The sequence below is a fragment of the Bacillus sp. 7884-1 genome, assembly GCF_002272245.1.
Classification (GTDB): Bacteria; Bacillota; Bacilli; order Bacillales; family Cytobacillaceae; genus Neobacillus.
In genome coordinates, this window is the sequence record NZ_NPDD01000198.1 from 1 (window position 1) to 14,769 (window position 14,769).

The following is a 14,769-nucleotide window of genomic DNA, read 5'->3' on the forward strand; positions in this document are numbered from 1 at the left end:
ATTTTTTTCTTCCTAAAACCTCGTTCTGCCGAAAATTTCTATCTGCCACCTGAATGTATTGCCCCATTCAATTACAACGATCCTCCTTCAAGTAAACTGTCATTAATATTAGCCCAATCCCGCAAATTAATAAAACAGTCCCAAAGGTAGTAATGAAGAATATTGGGGATATTATTTTCACAAGGGAAAGCCCCACCATAATCATCCCAACAAGGAGATAGTGATTAATTGCGTGTAAACGATATGCATTCTGCTCTATATGCCACGCGTGATGGTAACCTTGTAAGAACCCTAAAATAACCTGAAATAAGAGAGCAATGTAAGGAAGAACTTCAAATGAACTATTTATATTGCCTACTAGTATATAAACACTACCCATCCCAATGTAAATATAAGGAATATACGTATTGGCATGCTTTTTACCAGCTCGGAATAGACGATATCCAAAGGCAGCACTAAAAGAAAAAGCAGCAAAAAACCAAGTAAATAAGGTAAATGTCAGTGAGGCTTCTTTTAACCAAAGGATATAGTATGGAAAAATGACAACCTGGCCAACTGATACTACCAAAGGGACATAGCGTTCACTCAAACTCTTCATCCGAGGCTCCTTCTTAAAAATAATGGTCATAAAAGATATTTTGAAAAACATCGTTTGGATCTCTTTTTAATTTTTCTTCTTGAAACTTCTCCCACTTTGGATAAGCAATTCTAAATTGGTCTTTTGTTTGATAAGGATAATATGGGAGGTAATATACCCCTCTGTGCTTGAGTGTCAAATCCGTCCATCCCTGAATAATGGCTTTCGCATTATTAATCTCTTTTTCTTTTAAGCCATGTTGGATTAAAATGACGAGTCCAAACATATCTTCTTTGGCATAATTCAAACTTGTGTAGTTGTCCTTTGCAGCATAACGAACAGTAATGTTATGAATCTTAAAATCATCATTTTTATCATTAGCTGGGAGAAATCTTTTTAAATCACTCATATATTCTTCAAACTGCTCCACTGGAATGAAGAACTCTTGCAGTACTTCTACCCGACCAGGTGTTGTAAATTCCATAAAAGCAGAATTCCCGCGCATGGCGTTATTTCGAGTAATTTCGTCTCCGTCGAGTGACTTAATCAGCAGCTTTTGATTTTCCCAGAAAAGATCTTCTAACCCCCCGCCTTGCCGGCCAAGATCCAGTGCCAGCTTACCAATTCGGGCACCGCGCTCTTTTTTAAGCGGCGTTTGATCATCCGTTTTTCCAGTATTGATGTAATCGATTACATACATTTCGTTCAAAAAAGAATTCGGAGCAACACTTACTCTTGCATAATGCATAGATGTATCATCATTTCTTAGCAGTTTTGCAAAATAGGCTTCATACTCATGTGTTTTATGTTCTTCTGTATGGATTGTGTAAACGTCATTTTCCGTTAATTCTAAAGTGACATCTAAAATGACACCGAATAAGCCATAGCCGCCAAATACATACTTCATCCATTCCTCAGAGTCATTCTGAGTTATTGTTTTCATCTCTCCTGTGGGAGTCAAGATGGTCATTTCCCTGACTGTTCCAGCCATTGTGCCAGACCGTATATCCCGCCCATGAGCATTAACGGAAAGTGATCCTCCTATGGTGAAAATCGATTGTGATTGTGTGACTTTTAAAGCTAGCCCATAAGGTTGAATCGCTTCCTGAACATCTTCCCAAGTAGCTCCACTTTCTACTTTTATCGTTTTATGCTGTTTATCTATTTCGAGGACTTTATTGAACGTCTTCATATCCAATACTACACTATCCTTGTAATATGTATGTCCTCCTTGCGAATGCTGCAGTCCAGCTATGGAAATATGCTGGCCCTTTTCATTCGCTTCCTTCACAATTTTTTGTAATTCGGTCCGATTACCTACTTTTACTATTCTTTCGATCCGTTCAGGAAGCAGACCTGTATAATCTGTTGTCAAATTTCTCTGAGAGAGTCCATATTTTCTTTTTTCGATAGGGATACTTAAGGACACGAAGACAACAAAAATACATACTACAATTCCTAGAAACCATGGATTTTTATGTATTACCTGTTTATTGTTCTTTATTAGTGATGGCTTCAACAAATCAACCCCAATAGTGTAATATTACACTAAATATAACAGGGTATTTCCATTCTATGCAATACAAATTTTTTTAAAAAAATAGCCATGTTTCTCCCCTCCTTTATAGTAACCGTAGGCAATTTAGGTTCGTAAGAGAATTAAAAATAGCCCTCAATTCACCAAGAGGACTGAGGACTTCTAAGAATCTGATCTTTATGCCTTTAATACACCATATTGTGACGGCTTGTTTATTAAGGAGCACGAATATCCTCCCCCTCTTACACCGCTTGAGTATCACTTAAATAAAGCCTTAGTTAAGTTGTACTTAATTTAGCATAGACGATAAAAAACAAGGTTATTTCCCCTATGACTATAATATTTGGTACTGAAAAAATCAGATTAATAATAAAAAAGAATGCTAAGATCCCTAAAAATAATCCTAAATGATATATTTTCAATCTGTGGTGCTGATGTCTATATTGATGGAAAACAAAAGTAGTGGAGAAGAAATAGAGTAATACAGAGCCATAAACGAAATATTGGATAAATATATAGTGGACCTCATGTAATAACAATAGTCTAATGGATGCTGCGATCATGCTCAACGACATTAAAATAAACAAATGACCGTATATAATGGTCTGGCCTGCAGTTTGGATCGACTTGTCTACTTTCTTTTCTACATTATCAAAATACTGCCACCACATCGCTATGATTAGGATAAAGGAAATAACCGCAAATCCGATTGAATTCCAATCTCCTTGTGTAGGTTGAATGACCGCAAGGGTGCTGATAAGAGACTCACCAAATAGAATAATAGTGAATAGACCAAATCGCTCCAGTAAATGTGCCGTATTAGTGGGCACTTTTACTAAATACCTTCTGCCAAACACCGGGACCATAATATCAATAAAAATACCAAAATATAATAAAACATATCGGACCCAAGAATCAAAAAACAGTGAACATAATGAAATAATGATTCCTATCCAAAAATACCTTCCCAAATATTGTGCTGCCTCTTTACGAAAACCCGTTTCTAAGCGCCGGACAACAAGATATTGGATTGCCGTTATGGCTCTCAATCCAATATAACCAATTAAAAAAGAAAGATAATATGTATCAAAATCAACCGATAAGCTTGATGTCATGACTAGGACAAAGAACATTTGTAGGATCAAAAATAGCCGTTGATGAAACAAATCTTGTCCAAACCGGTTCACAAACATGGTTTGCCCTACCCAAGCCCACCAGATTGGAATAAAAATCAACCCAAACTTTATTAAATACTCTGCATGTATATATCCGTCTTCAACATGAAGTAAAACATGGGTAGCAACAGAAACAGACGCCACAAATAATAAATCATAAAAAAGCTCTAACCATGTAACTTTCTTTTCCTGCACTTTTGTATTCCTCCTTGTTCATTACTTGTTTCACTTAGTACTTTAGTTGATTACTATTATTTAACGCAAAGGTTTTTACTCAAAGATATTTAAAAAGTTCTTTCTATAATAGAACAACTTAGTTAAGTGTAGTCCATAATTAAATCTATAAATTATTTTTAGGACTACATTGATATGTATTGAGAAAGAACGAACCACAGAACACGTTGTAAATGTATGCTCCCAAATTTTAATATTTAGCCAGAATTTAGATTGGTGAAGAAAGCAGATAAAAAAGGCCTGGGTTCACCAAGTGAACGGAACTTCTTAGATAACAAAAATAAAACGGGTAGTAACTGTTACCACCCGTTTTAAGTCAAAACTATTTAACTACTTTTTCTTTCTTTTTGCTTTCATCGATTGGACCTGGAGAAATGCTTTGGTCATTGGCTGTCAAATCGATGTTATATTCCTTTGCAAACACCATATGGGTTTCTACAAGCACATCAGCAGTATTTTCATCCAAATTAAATACCCTTGCACCGCGTAATCGATTCCGTTCAGCACCTGAAAGACCATATGTACCAAAACCAGTATTTCCGGCATAACCAAGCAGGATGCCATAGTAGTTACCCATGTAGGTGTTTACGTGATCATGACCGCAGAAAACACCTTTCACATCTCCCCTCTCAAGCATAGCTGAGAACATGCCGCTGTTGACCGGGCCTGGGCATTCTTCTTCGTTTCTTTCTCCCACAATATTATGCTTTGTCACAGCATTAGCGTGGTTTTCGTCTGTTCTGCCATCTACACTGGCAAACCACATATATCGATGTTCCCATAGAGGAATATGAATAAACACGAGTGAAGGAACCTTATGTCCCCATTGTTGCTCTAATTTTTTGGATGTCTCATTATACCAGCTTACTTGGTTGAAACGGAGCCAGTCCCAGGTTGGATACCCGCTAAAGTCTTGACCAGCAATGGAGTTAGGAGCATACCTTCCGCTGTCAAGCAACCAAAGATTGAAAGCTGCATCCGTCCCTTTGGAATTTTTGATAAGCAAATTCATATTTCCTGTTCCAGTAATATCTTTTACACTGGGCTTGTTCAAATTGTATTTGTAAGACATGTAAATCTCAAGCATGTCCTCTTCATCAAGGCCACTTTTTGGAGTGGAGTCCTCATCATGGTTTCCGTATGTAATCGCCCACTTTATTCCTCTCTGCTCCATCGGCTGTGCCACATTATTAATCGCTTGTTTCATCTCAAGAGGAGTATCACAGCCACCCGTGATATTGTCGCCGTTAAGGACAACAAAATCCGGTTTTTCAGTATCTAGGACTTTTTCCATCAGTTCGATTGTACGACGGTCAATGTTTTCATCATCTTGTGTATCGTTAAACTGGACAATCTTGAATCTTCCGTCCGGTTTGAATTGAAGCTTGAAATCCTCATTTGCTGCGGCATGAGCTTTACCTGTGAACATATCAGCTGGAATGCCCGCTGATCCAAGTGTTAAGGCAAGTGTACTCAATCCACCGATTTTGATAAAGCGGCGTCTATCCAATCCCTTTTGCAAATCATAATTACTCATAATAAAATCTCCACATCCCTTTATAGAAATATAATAAAAAGTAAATCTATAAAAAGAGTAGCAGGGAAGTTTTAATTTTCTGTTTTCCCTTTGTAAATTATTGATAATGATTTGGTAAAGATTACTTATACAATGAATATTTTCTAATAATCTGTGTTTAAAAAAATGGAAAAGTTTTTAAATTAGGCAAAATAAAAAGCAATGGAGTTTTTCTTTTCCATTGCTTTCTTTGCTTATATTTGGTCTATTATTCTAGTTCAGGTGCTTTCCGATGTTGAGTTCCCTCTTGATAAGAATAGGCTAGTTTGATTAACGTAGATTCATCGAACTCTTTACCCAGCATTTCCATTCCCACTGGCAGACCATTCTCACTGAACCCTGCTGGCACCGAGATTGCCGGGAAGCCAGAAAACGGACTTAAGCGATTCGCATTTCCAGCACCTTGACCGCTACCTACTACCGCAGGTAAAGCATTAGAAGTTGGATACACGAGCGCATCTAATTCATATTCTGAATAGGTCGCCATTAAACTATCCTTTGCTAATTTTGGACGTTCTGTAATGATCCGTTGGTATTCTGGATCATTTTCAAGTGATTCTCTATTGTTTCTAGAAATTAATCCACTTCTTAGACTTGGATGATATAATCCACTGTCAATAATGTCAGTAAGTGTCTTATAGGGAGCATTTGGTCCGAGAGAAGCTAAATAATCATTTAATTGAAACTTAAATTCGTAACTACTTAAACTTGAAAAAGCTAAAACCTGACTAAGGTTAGGAATTGTAACTTCGTACACTTCAGCTCCGAGTGCTTCCATGTCAGCTATTGCTTGGTTCATGACTTTATTGACTTGTGGATCACTTCCAAACAGCTCTCGTACAACCCCAATTCTAGCATTTTTTAAACCATTTTTCTTCAGATAGTGTGTATACGTTTTTGGTACATTTCCAATGCTTGCTGCGGTAACGGGATCGTCTGGATCATAGCCAGCAATCGCATCAAGTACGATTGCTGCATCTTCAACCGTACGTGCAATCGGCCCGCCCACATCTTGTGTGAGGGCAAGTGGTATAATACCATCCCGGCTAGCGAGTCCCATAGTAGGTCGAATTCCAACTAAATTATTAAAAGAGGAAGGAATACGAATGGAACCACCGGTGTCTGTTCCTAAGCCAACAGTAACAAAGTTGGATGTAACCGCAGCTGCAGTACCGCCACTCGAACCACCTGGATATCGTGAAACATCATATGGATTATAGGTTTGTCCACCTAGGGAACTAATCGTTTCAAATCCAAAAGCAAATTCATGAAGGTTCGCTTTACCTAAAATAATCGCCCCTTCTTCTCTCAATCTCTTCGTTTGATATGCATCATCCAAAGGAATGGACCCTTTAAGAGATAGGGACCCTGCTGTAGTCGGCATGTCGTATGTATCATAGTTATCTTTTAATATAATGGGAATCCCATGCAAGGCGCCACGGACCTTTCCAGCCTTTCGTTCTCTATCAAGCTCTCTTGCCTTTTCCAGTACATCTTCGTCAATCGTAATAATCGAATGAATAGTATCATCGTATTCGTTAATTCGACCAAGGTAAAATTGGACCAATTGTTCAGAAGTTAACGTCCCCTTTTGCATCTCATGCTGCAGTTCAAAAATTGTTGCATCTTCAATCTTGACGGATAATACACTACTTGCAATAGGATTAGCTGTTTTGGCAGCTGTTATAGGGGCTGCCTCTACTGATGCACTAAATAAACTACCCGCTACTACTAAACTAGTTATAAAAGTTACTGACTTCTTATACCCTTTCCTCATTTTTTCCTCCCCTTTCATTAGATACTATGAATATACTAATATTCATTCTAGGAGTCTTAAAACGCGGAAGGTTTTCTAACATAAAATCAGGAGAAATACTTAAATATGATCTATGGTTTTGAAAATAGACTAAGTGAATCTTGCTTTTTTTAGGATGTAATCGACGACGTGATTACGATGGATTCCAACTAATAAACTCTGACGCATTCGAGGAGCATTTATAGTACGAAGTTGAATCACTTTCGATGTTTTTTTGGCGGTACGACGACTAAAAATATTTCCAATTCATTAAGAATAAAAGAACAAAAAATTGTCAACTTATTATTGGGAGATAAAAAAATGCTATGTTTCTCACAGGAATAACCGTTTTTCAAAATAAGGAGGACAGTGAATGAATCAATTGAGAAAGAGTTTATGTTCTGTACTTGTTTTTATTTTGTGTGCAATTCCTTTTTCATCTGTGTTAGCACAAACGACTGGTACCCTACCCGAGAATCCTAGTGTTACGGCACTAAAAAATGATGAACCTACTTCTAAGAGGATTAATCAATTAGAAGAAATCGCTATGTATTATTACTGGCATGGCGGAGATGTCAAGAAAGCAGAAGAAGAAATATTCCAAGGAATCACTCTTAAAGGGAAATACGACGTTGTAGAAAATGCATTTTTGCAAGCAACTCTGATAGATCCTCATAGCCTTGATTTGAAATTTTCGCTTGCATCTACACAAATCATTCAGAAAAAAATTCCTGAGGCTTTACAAACTTATAAGCAAATTTTAAATTTAGATCCGAGGAATTTTGAAGGAAATCTTTTATACGGGGTTTACTCAAAAGTAAATGGGGACGAAAAGGCATATGATGCTTCTTTTTCAAAATTAAAAAATATCGATTCTAAAAGAGCTAATGAGTATACTTCAAAAATAAGCAAGACAGAAAAAATCTTAAGAGAGAAATTCAACACAGAACCACCAGCAAACCTTCCATCCAAAGATCATGCCATTGTGATTCTTGGATACGCACTTTCAGAAGAAGGAACCATGCAGCCTACACTTGTAGAAAGACTAAAAGTAGGACTTGCTGCTGCAAAAAAATATCCAAATTCCAAAATCATCGTAACAGGTGGTGTCCCTAAAAAGGGCATAACGGAAGCAGATGCCATGAGCAAATGGTTGGTCGATAACGGAATTGCAAAAGAACGAATTATTATGGAAAAAATGTCAACAGACACGGTAGAAAATGGTCTTTTCACAACAGCCATTCTTGAAAAAGAAAACATAAAAGATGTCACTCTTGTTACAAGTGCCAGCCATATGAGAAGAGCATTAACCATATTTGAGGAAGCCAGTGATTTCTATGATAAAATGACCGGCAAAAAAAGCAAAAGAAACTTTACTAACATTGTCTATTTGGATTACCCATCATTGGAGGAAGCACATAAAGTGACCAAGGATGAGCTGCTCGTCATATACCGTGACCTTATCAGGACTTCAGGAATCTGGCAATACCCAGGGCTTCAAAGATAAGTTACATTGCAGCTAGACTGGGGAGCTTTCATCTTTGGTTTGAAAATATCTTCTTTTTTGCAGAAGCTCTATATTTTTTTTCAACAAACAAAATTGGCTGCCTTATTTATTGTTTGGCAGCCAATTTGATTTAGCTAGGTCATTTTCCACTCTATGAAAAAGCTATCAAGCTTGTGATATCTCCTCCATATGAAAGTTCATCTGAAAAATTTCTTTATCTTTGTTATATAGCAGGTGGTCTGTATTTAAATATTTAAAAAGTTTATATTTCCTCATCATTTCAACAAATTTCCGTTTTTCAATACGAGAAATCGTATTATAAAAAAGGATCAATAGCTCTGTATTTGTTAATTGTGCTCTGACTATTTTGGCATATTGATATTTATTTTCAAAACTCATATTTTGTCTATCTATGAAGTTTAGAAGGTGGAAAATATTTTGAATAAAATGACCTATAAACATCTCATACTCAATATACCACGCTTCATAACCTTTATTTATCGATTTATATCTGTGATTAATAGAATTTTGCGTTTCATTGTATTCCAAACTCTTTGATAGTTTAAGGTAAATTTTATGTAATACATTTCTTCCGTCTACTTTAGAGTCACCATTTATATCAAATGAAATGGAATTGACAATTTCGTGATGCAAAGAAACAAGATTAAAAAAAGTTTGTTCAAATCTTTGAATGTCAATCATTTGATTTTGTTTCACTAATAGATTGGTTTGAGTTTCATAGGATAGCTTCGTTTGTTTTAATTCATCTTTCTGTGTAAAGTACGTGGCTAAAATCATGAGAAACGACGCGAGACCTATAAAGGGTGCTGTTGACCCGCCTAACCAATCCCCTACAGCCCCTAATTCTAGGATATTACTATGATTTACGACATATAGTATGAAAAATGGATTAATTAGAGTTAGGACCATGAACAACAGTGAAACTCTGAAGAAAATACCACTTAAAATCATCCCTTCTGCATTTGCTAAAAAGCGTTTATGTAAAAAGTAATAAAGAATGACCAATATGAAGGTGAATACTAGAAACTTTTCCATAATTACCATGTCCCACTCACCTTTACAATACTTTTCATAGTAAGATATTCTCTTTTAAACAAGGGTATGACAAAGTAACGGGCAACAAAATTTCGAGGAATTTTGCTGACCGTCTATTTTTATCTTGACGGTAGTACTATGGAGAGGTCTAATCCTATTGCTGTTTCAATGAAAAGATTGCCATAGTCCACCTTTTTCATTGATTAAATTCTGAATGTCATAGTAAGGAATCCAAAATTTTGGGAAACCAACAGCGTATGAAGCAAGTTCATATGGCTTAAAATAGATCACTAAATAATCGTTTGTTAAGAAAAATGGATGGTTTTCTTTTATACCTTTATACTGATCATGGTTTATATAGAAATCCTGATGTTGTTGAATTCGCTTCCCAATGATTTCACTTAAGACTTGTTTATAATTACTCCCGGTTGTAAATAAATCTTTTAATCGATAAATTTGACCTGTTATAAAATTTATATGAACATTGATTTTACTTGGCATCCCATGGGCAGCTCCAAATGGATATTCTTCCCCTGTTAATTCCAGTACCAGTAACTGTTTCTGATAAAATTGAACAGAATAGTTACCAGAATAGCTATAATATGACTGACCATTTTTTGGTAAATCTTTCACCCCTAATTTATTTCTTAAATGTTGGTTTACTTTTGACTGAGCAAGTTTGTTTTCCATTCCTTGGATTTGTGGATAGTAAACCAGATAATATTTATTAGGTTTATATTTTTCTTCGCGAATGTGAATGGGTCCGGTTAAAGGAAGAATCATGTTCTGAGTCCATACAAGATCCCCTTTCCGATCATAGTAAGAAAATCTTTCATCCACAAAAGCTTGAATCAAATCTCCTTTCAGCCTGACTGTACCAGTACCGTCGAAAATAGGGAGATTTTGAGCTCGGGTACCTTTTCTGTTTATAAAAAAAGTTTTTTCATCTTTTGTAACAGAGCTATATTCTCCTTTGTACTCACTAACACGGTCATAAATAAAATCGGTAAGAAATTTACCGGTGGTTGTTTCAGCAATAGCAAAGACAGAGCCTGCATGTGGATAATCCGGATCGATGGCTTTGGCCACTGACGCCCGATTTTCCCCTAGTAGATTGATATCATCATATTCTGGCGGAATGATAAAAGCACCTGTCTGGTCGATAAGCCCATATTGATTTTTATAATTTTCCGAAGTATTGACAATAGCTCTTCCATTTTCAAATAGCATAGCACTCGAATAGACAGGCGGAATGACCACCATACCTTCCTCATTAACATATCCTGATTTGTCTTGATCCGTTTTACGTAAGGAAATCAAGCCCTCACTTAAAGGACCCATTCGTTCAAAAGGATAGGTCCTCAGACGTTCTCCATTCAAGCCAATAAGTGCAGATGTACCGTCCTTTAATCCAACAATTGCCTTACCTTCGTGAAAATCGTGTGCATAATTATATTGTGCAGGGATTACAATCTCTCCATTGGAATCTAAATAGCCATAGAGGAACTCTTTTCTATTCACGAAATCCTGAAAAACGAGACGATGTTCATGAAAGGCACCAAAATACGTAAACGGATAGGTTTTATCTGTTAGTATTTTTCCAGTTTCATCTATGATCCTATAACCCTTATCTTCCTCATCTACAATCGCAAGGCCATCAGAAAATGGATAGATGGAACTATAGATTGGTGGAACCACAAAACGGCCGCTTTGGTCAATGATTCCAGAATGATCTTTTAACCAAACAACAGCCAAACCGTTCGGTTGGAATTCACTTAGATCCTCATATTGAGGTGAGATAACAAACTGACCTCGATTATTTATAAATCCCCATTTAACCCCATTTAATGTTTTAATTGAAACTGGAAATAAATCATTCACGATTAATTCGCTTTCCATATACACATCACTCGTTTCAGCATTTCCAATATCTTATGGAGTGATTTAAGAATAAGTGATTTGAAGAGACCTAATTTTTTATGCATGATACCTAAATATTTTTAGTATTATAACCAGTTCATTAATTTGATAGAAGAATTGTTCCTCTACTATAACTTCCAAACCATAGCGTTTCTGCATACTTTATCAAATCCCCCTTATTATTCCAGTAAATACAGGTACCGTTAGAAAGATTTTCCTTCTAAATTTTCATTCCAATACCCTAGTTGATTCTTTCGTTTTGCACCAACATTTTCAGTCCTGAAAATGAGCAGGTACGCAGAATATAAGAAAAAGCTAAACTCAAATAAGGGCGAGTTTAGCTTTTTATAATTTCTTTTAACTTGGATTTGCCTAACAACAGCTTAAAGTCGAGTTCCATAAGAATAATCGAAAGCATAATCAGCGTTCCACCAACTACTAACTTACCTGTTACTGGTTCAAAACCAAACGTAATTGAAAAAATGCTTCCAAATACGGATTCAAGCTTCATAATGAGTCCAGCTGATGTTGCTGATGTATGTTTTTGAGCTAAAACCTGTAACGTTTGACCAACAAACGAACAAATTACTCCCATGTATAATAATGGGACAAGAGCAACAGACCAATTAATGTCCGATAGCTCCCCTTGCTCAACTAAGAGGAAAAATGCGATATATCCTACTCCCTTTTAGGAGGCATTTGTCAGCCACCTTTTATACAAGTTTCTGACGAACTTCCAACAGCAGCATTCAGTTTTTCAAGAAGTGAATTAACCTGTTCCTCTTCAACCAATGTTTCGATGGTCTGTCTTGTGAGCGGAATTTTGTGTTTATTAAAAATATCTTCCGTAACTTCCCAAACTTCAACAATTACTTTTGGTGACATATTCGCTTGTATAACCATCTCAGCATACTCCTTTTTTCTTAATTTTAACATTTTTCTATTAAACTAACCTACCCAGGATGCACAGAGAGGGCTTCTTTTTTTATGGAACCATGCTATCGTTAAGGTTTGTTGGGATAAGAAGTTTTTCTCCTTATCCGCATTCTGGTATAGTGTAAAAAAGTAGGGGTGATAGAATGTTTTTCATTGGACAGTTCGAGCAGTTGCCTGTAAAAATTTTAACCGTGGCACTGCTGATTATACTCACGGTTTATTTGATCCGCAAATCCATCAAGCTTTTCTTTGACAAAACGAGCATCTTGGATGAAAAGCGTGAAGATACATTGATGCATTTTGCCAACCAGGTGACAAAGGTATTGGGACTGGTTTTATTCTTAATTTATGTGCTTAGCCATTTCTTCGAACTAACAAGACTTCTCACTGGTTCGGTCGTGTTGGCAGGTGCCTTGGCATTGATCCTCCAGCATATCATCCGCGATTACATTATGGGGCTTACCTACTTGTTTGAGCGCCAGATCCATCTCGGGGATTATGTAATCATCAATGGAAACCGGCAGGGGAAAATCGAGGAAATCAGCATGCGCCACCTGAAAATCCGCCAGTATGACGGATACCTCTATTCGGTCTCCTATAGCAGCATCACGGAACTTCAAAACGGGAACCGGGGAATGCGCAGGGTGAACGAAAACCTTGTCCTCAACTATAGGCAAAATCCAGACGATGCCTTCAAGGTGATGGAGGAATTGGCACAAACATGCAACGAGAAATACGGTGAATACCTGTTGAAGGATGAGAATGGCATTCCATTAGATCCTTTCAAATTCAATCAAATCACCGAGCTAAACGTGGATTTCAGGGGTAACAGATATTCATTATCTGGTCTTGTGAAGGAAGCGGATTTCGTGGAAGCGAGCAAAAAAGTGAGGTATGAACTGGCGATGGCTGCCTACAAGAACGACTTGATGATGGCAGAGAGCCTTAACACAATCCATTAATAAACATTAAAAGCAAGAGTTCATATCTCTTGCCTTTTTTTCTGTTTTTTTTATGAATATAACGAGTGTAGCCATGTAAGGTATGGAAGTCGAGTCCAGGTGGTTCGGACCCCCGCCCATTATTCTCATCATGTCAAACTTATAAAGCCCCCGAAAATATAGTTAAAAACTACAGTGTAGCTCCTATTCTTTTTTTATTGTTTTTTCAATTCATTAATAATCTCATTAATGCGTTTTTCCACTTCATAAAGGTTCTTCTGCATCCTGTCACGCCGACTGGTTAAGACCTGTAATTCCTGTTTCAATTCTTCTGTTTTGCTCATGATTTCAACTCCGGACTATGATTTATCATTCGTATGCTAGCAAAAAAAACATTTATAGATGGATTTCATTGAGATACCCCTATAAAATTCATCTTAATTATTATTCTTATCATAATCATTTTAATTCGTTAAAATGTTTCCGAAAATTCTCAGAAAGGGTTTATTACGGTCCCGCAGGAGCGTACAGTAATATAAGCAACCTGGAGGTCGCTATTCAACATTTTTTCAGGCTCTAGATTTTTACCGCTTCCTTAATGGGTCCTTTATAATAAAAATCATAAACAAATCCATCATCCGTTTCCCATGAAAAGGTTATGTAAGCTACGCGTCTTGTGTCAGTGATTGTGATATGTCCTACATGAATAATTTTGTCTTTTAACCAATTCACTTTCTTCAACGCATTAAACAACTCATCTGCCTGCTGATAGGGCTCATCTCCGTGATCACCATCAAAATACATTGACCACGAGCCACGCTTTGCGAATTAATAAGGAGCAAAATTCAATTCAATAAATGCTCCTTATTAATTTTTTAAATATTCATAACTATCTCATCTGAAGTAGTTTTTATTATAATGTTGTTATAGCAGTTTTTACACTGATGCTAGCCGTTCTTCACTAATTGTTGTTCCATCTATTAGCTGTTGGATTTTGAAAATGGTATTCTTATTAAAGGAAGGCTTCTTGTTTAGAGACTCGTACCATATCACTAGAAAAGTATTTCTTAAAATATTTTTCAACCTTTACATGTAAACCTTGTTGATACCACTGTGATAGTCCATGTTCTTCAAATATTTTGGGCATTCCTAATCTCTCAGAACGTTTACCCATCGCCCCATCCCCAATCGATAAAGTATCAATCCATATATGGTCCACAATCCCGTCCAATCGTTTAGGAAATATAGGTACGGTAGACTGTCAAAATACACTTATGAAGTAAAAAACAGTGATTTTATGCTCATTTTAAGCCATTATAATTCTGACAATATCATTAAATGGATTGTCAAACAGAGCCTCACTCATTCCACCTAAAGTAAAAGCAAACAAAATAGGTAATGTTTCCAGACTATTGGCTACATTTAGAAACGGTCCACTTAACAACTATACAAAACTGATTACCTTTTCTTTCTACTATACAATTATAAAGGTTAATACGAACATTTGAAGATATA

At 36.5% G+C, this 14,769-nt stretch carries 14 protein-coding genes; 2 read left to right on the forward strand and 12 right to left on the reverse strand.

Going from position 1 to position 14,769, the window contains the following annotated elements:
• Nucleotides 1-67 precede the first annotated feature (67 nt).
• The 5 genes from CHI06_RS22000 to CHI06_RS22020 form a co-directional block, all read right to left on the reverse strand.
• Nucleotides 68-598: a hypothetical protein gene (locus tag CHI06_RS22000; protein ID WP_142300997.1), complete on the reverse strand. Its 531-nt coding sequence runs from the start codon at nucleotides 596-598 to the stop codon at nucleotides 68-70.
• 13 nt (nucleotides 599-611) lie between these two features.
• Nucleotides 612-2,096: an FAD-binding oxidoreductase gene (locus CHI06_RS22005; protein ID WP_257009407.1), complete on the reverse strand. Its 1,485-nt coding sequence runs from the start codon at nucleotides 2,094-2,096 to the stop codon at nucleotides 612-614.
• Nucleotides 2,097-2,392: 296 nt separating this feature from the next.
• Nucleotides 2,393-3,484 carry a low temperature requirement protein A gene (locus CHI06_RS22010; RefSeq protein WP_095250715.1) on the reverse strand — a complete coding sequence of 364 codons (1,092 nt, stop codon included), beginning with the start codon at nucleotides 3,482-3,484 and terminating at the stop codon, nucleotides 2,393-2,395.
• 361 nt (nucleotides 3,485-3,845) lie between these two features.
• Nucleotides 3,846-5,060 carry a metallophosphoesterase family protein gene (locus tag CHI06_RS22015; protein ID WP_095250716.1) on the reverse strand — a complete coding sequence of 405 codons (1,215 nt, stop codon included), beginning with the start codon at nucleotides 5,058-5,060 and terminating at the stop codon, nucleotides 3,846-3,848.
• Nucleotides 5,061-5,307: 247 nt separating this feature from the next.
• The gene (locus tag CHI06_RS22020) at nucleotides 5,308-6,876 is read right to left on the reverse strand and encodes an amidase family protein (protein ID WP_095250717.1); all 1,569 of its coding nucleotides are present in this window, start codon (nucleotides 6,874-6,876) and stop codon (nucleotides 5,308-5,310) included.
• A 391-nt stretch (nucleotides 6,877-7,267) separates the two neighbouring features.
• Between CHI06_RS22020 and CHI06_RS22025 the strand changes: the two genes are divergently transcribed.
• Nucleotides 7,268-8,401, forward strand: coding sequence for a YdcF family protein (locus CHI06_RS22025; protein ID WP_095250718.1), 1,134 nt, complete (start codon nucleotides 7,268-7,270; stop codon nucleotides 8,399-8,401).
• Nucleotides 8,402-8,566: 165 nt separating this feature from the next.
• On the opposite strand, the gene CHI06_RS22030 is transcribed toward CHI06_RS22025, so the two are convergent.
• The 4 genes from CHI06_RS22030 to CHI06_RS22045 all read right to left on the reverse strand — a co-directional run bounded on the left by CHI06_RS22030 (nucleotide 8,567) and on the right by CHI06_RS22045 (nucleotide 12,280).
• Nucleotides 8,567-9,466, reverse strand: a complete 900-nt coding sequence (locus CHI06_RS22030; protein ID WP_095250719.1) for a putative phage abortive infection protein — start codon at nucleotides 9,464-9,466, stop codon at nucleotides 8,567-8,569.
• 156 nt (nucleotides 9,467-9,622) lie between these two features.
• Nucleotides 9,623-11,356, reverse strand: a complete 1,734-nt coding sequence (locus CHI06_RS22035) for a WG repeat-containing protein (RefSeq protein ID WP_095250720.1) — start codon at nucleotides 11,354-11,356, stop codon at nucleotides 9,623-9,625.
• Nucleotides 11,357-11,714: 358 nt separating this feature from the next.
• Nucleotides 11,715-12,050: a DMT family transporter gene (locus tag CHI06_RS22040; protein ID WP_095250721.1), complete on the reverse strand. Its 336-nt coding sequence runs from the start codon at nucleotides 12,048-12,050 to the stop codon at nucleotides 11,715-11,717.
• A gap of 29 nt (nucleotides 12,051-12,079) precedes the next feature.
• Nucleotides 12,080-12,280 carry a hypothetical protein gene (locus tag CHI06_RS22045; protein ID WP_095250722.1) on the reverse strand — a complete coding sequence of 67 codons (201 nt, stop codon included), beginning with the start codon at nucleotides 12,278-12,280 and terminating at the stop codon, nucleotides 12,080-12,082.
• A 176-nt stretch (nucleotides 12,281-12,456) separates the two neighbouring features.
• On the opposite strand from CHI06_RS22045, the gene CHI06_RS22050 reads away from it, so the two are divergent.
• Entirely contained in the window at nucleotides 12,457-13,275 is an 819-nt protein-coding gene (locus CHI06_RS22050) for a mechanosensitive ion channel family protein (protein WP_095250723.1), read from the forward strand.
• Between the two features lie 194 nt (nucleotides 13,276-13,469).
• Here CHI06_RS22050 and CHI06_RS30740 read toward each other — a convergent pair whose 3' ends face one another.
• The 3 genes from CHI06_RS30740 to CHI06_RS29450 all read right to left on the reverse strand — a co-directional run bounded on the left by CHI06_RS30740 (nucleotide 13,470) and on the right by CHI06_RS29450 (nucleotide 14,473).
• Nucleotides 13,470-13,598 carry a hypothetical protein gene (locus CHI06_RS30740; RefSeq protein ID WP_257009408.1) on the reverse strand — a complete coding sequence of 43 codons (129 nt, stop codon included), beginning with the start codon at nucleotides 13,596-13,598 and terminating at the stop codon, nucleotides 13,470-13,472.
• A 232-nt stretch (nucleotides 13,599-13,830) separates the two neighbouring features.
• The gene (locus CHI06_RS22055) at nucleotides 13,831-14,058 is read right to left on the reverse strand and encodes a hypothetical protein (RefSeq protein ID WP_095250724.1); all 228 of its coding nucleotides are present in this window, start codon (nucleotides 14,056-14,058) and stop codon (nucleotides 13,831-13,833) included.
• A 208-nt stretch (nucleotides 14,059-14,266) separates the two neighbouring features.
• Entirely contained in the window at nucleotides 14,267-14,473 is a 207-nt protein-coding gene (locus tag CHI06_RS29450) for a hypothetical protein (RefSeq protein ID WP_142300998.1), read from the reverse strand.
• Between the last annotated feature and the right edge of the window lie 296 nt (nucleotides 14,474-14,769).

Excerpts from the sequence above, each read along its gene's own strand:
- CHI06_RS22020 (WP_095250717.1), bottom strand. The coding sequence starts at position 6,876 with ATGAGGAAAGGGTATAAGAAGTCAGTAACTTTTATAACTAGTTTAGTA.
- CHI06_RS30740 (WP_257009408.1), bottom strand. The coding sequence starts at position 13,598 with ATGAGCAAAACAGAAGAATTGAAACAGGAATTACAGGTCTTAACCAGT.
- CHI06_RS22045 (WP_095250722.1), bottom strand. The coding sequence starts at position 12,280 with ATGGTTATACAAGCGAATATGTCACCAAAAGTAATTGTTGAAGTTTGG.
- CHI06_RS22050 (WP_095250723.1), top strand. The coding sequence starts at position 12,457 with ATGTTTTTCATTGGACAGTTCGAGCAGTTGCCTGTAAAAATTTTAACC.
- CHI06_RS22055 (WP_095250724.1), bottom strand. The coding sequence starts at position 14,058 with ATGTATTTTGATGGTGATCACGGAGATGAGCCCTATCAGCAGGCAGAT.
- CHI06_RS22030 (WP_095250719.1), bottom strand. The coding sequence starts at position 9,466 with ATGGTAATTATGGAAAAGTTTCTAGTATTCACCTTCATATTGGTCATT.
- CHI06_RS22025 (WP_095250718.1), top strand. The coding sequence starts at position 7,268 with ATGAATCAATTGAGAAAGAGTTTATGTTCTGTACTTGTTTTTATTTTG.
- CHI06_RS22015 (WP_095250716.1), bottom strand. The coding sequence starts at position 5,060 with ATGAGTAATTATGATTTGCAAAAGGGATTGGATAGACGCCGCTTTATC.
- CHI06_RS22000 (WP_142300997.1), bottom strand. The coding sequence starts at position 598 with ATGAAGAGTTTGAGTGAACGCTATGTCCCTTTGGTAGTATCAGTTGGC.
- CHI06_RS22035 (WP_095250720.1), bottom strand. The coding sequence starts at position 11,356 with ATGGAAAGCGAATTAATCGTGAATGATTTATTTCCAGTTTCAATTAAA.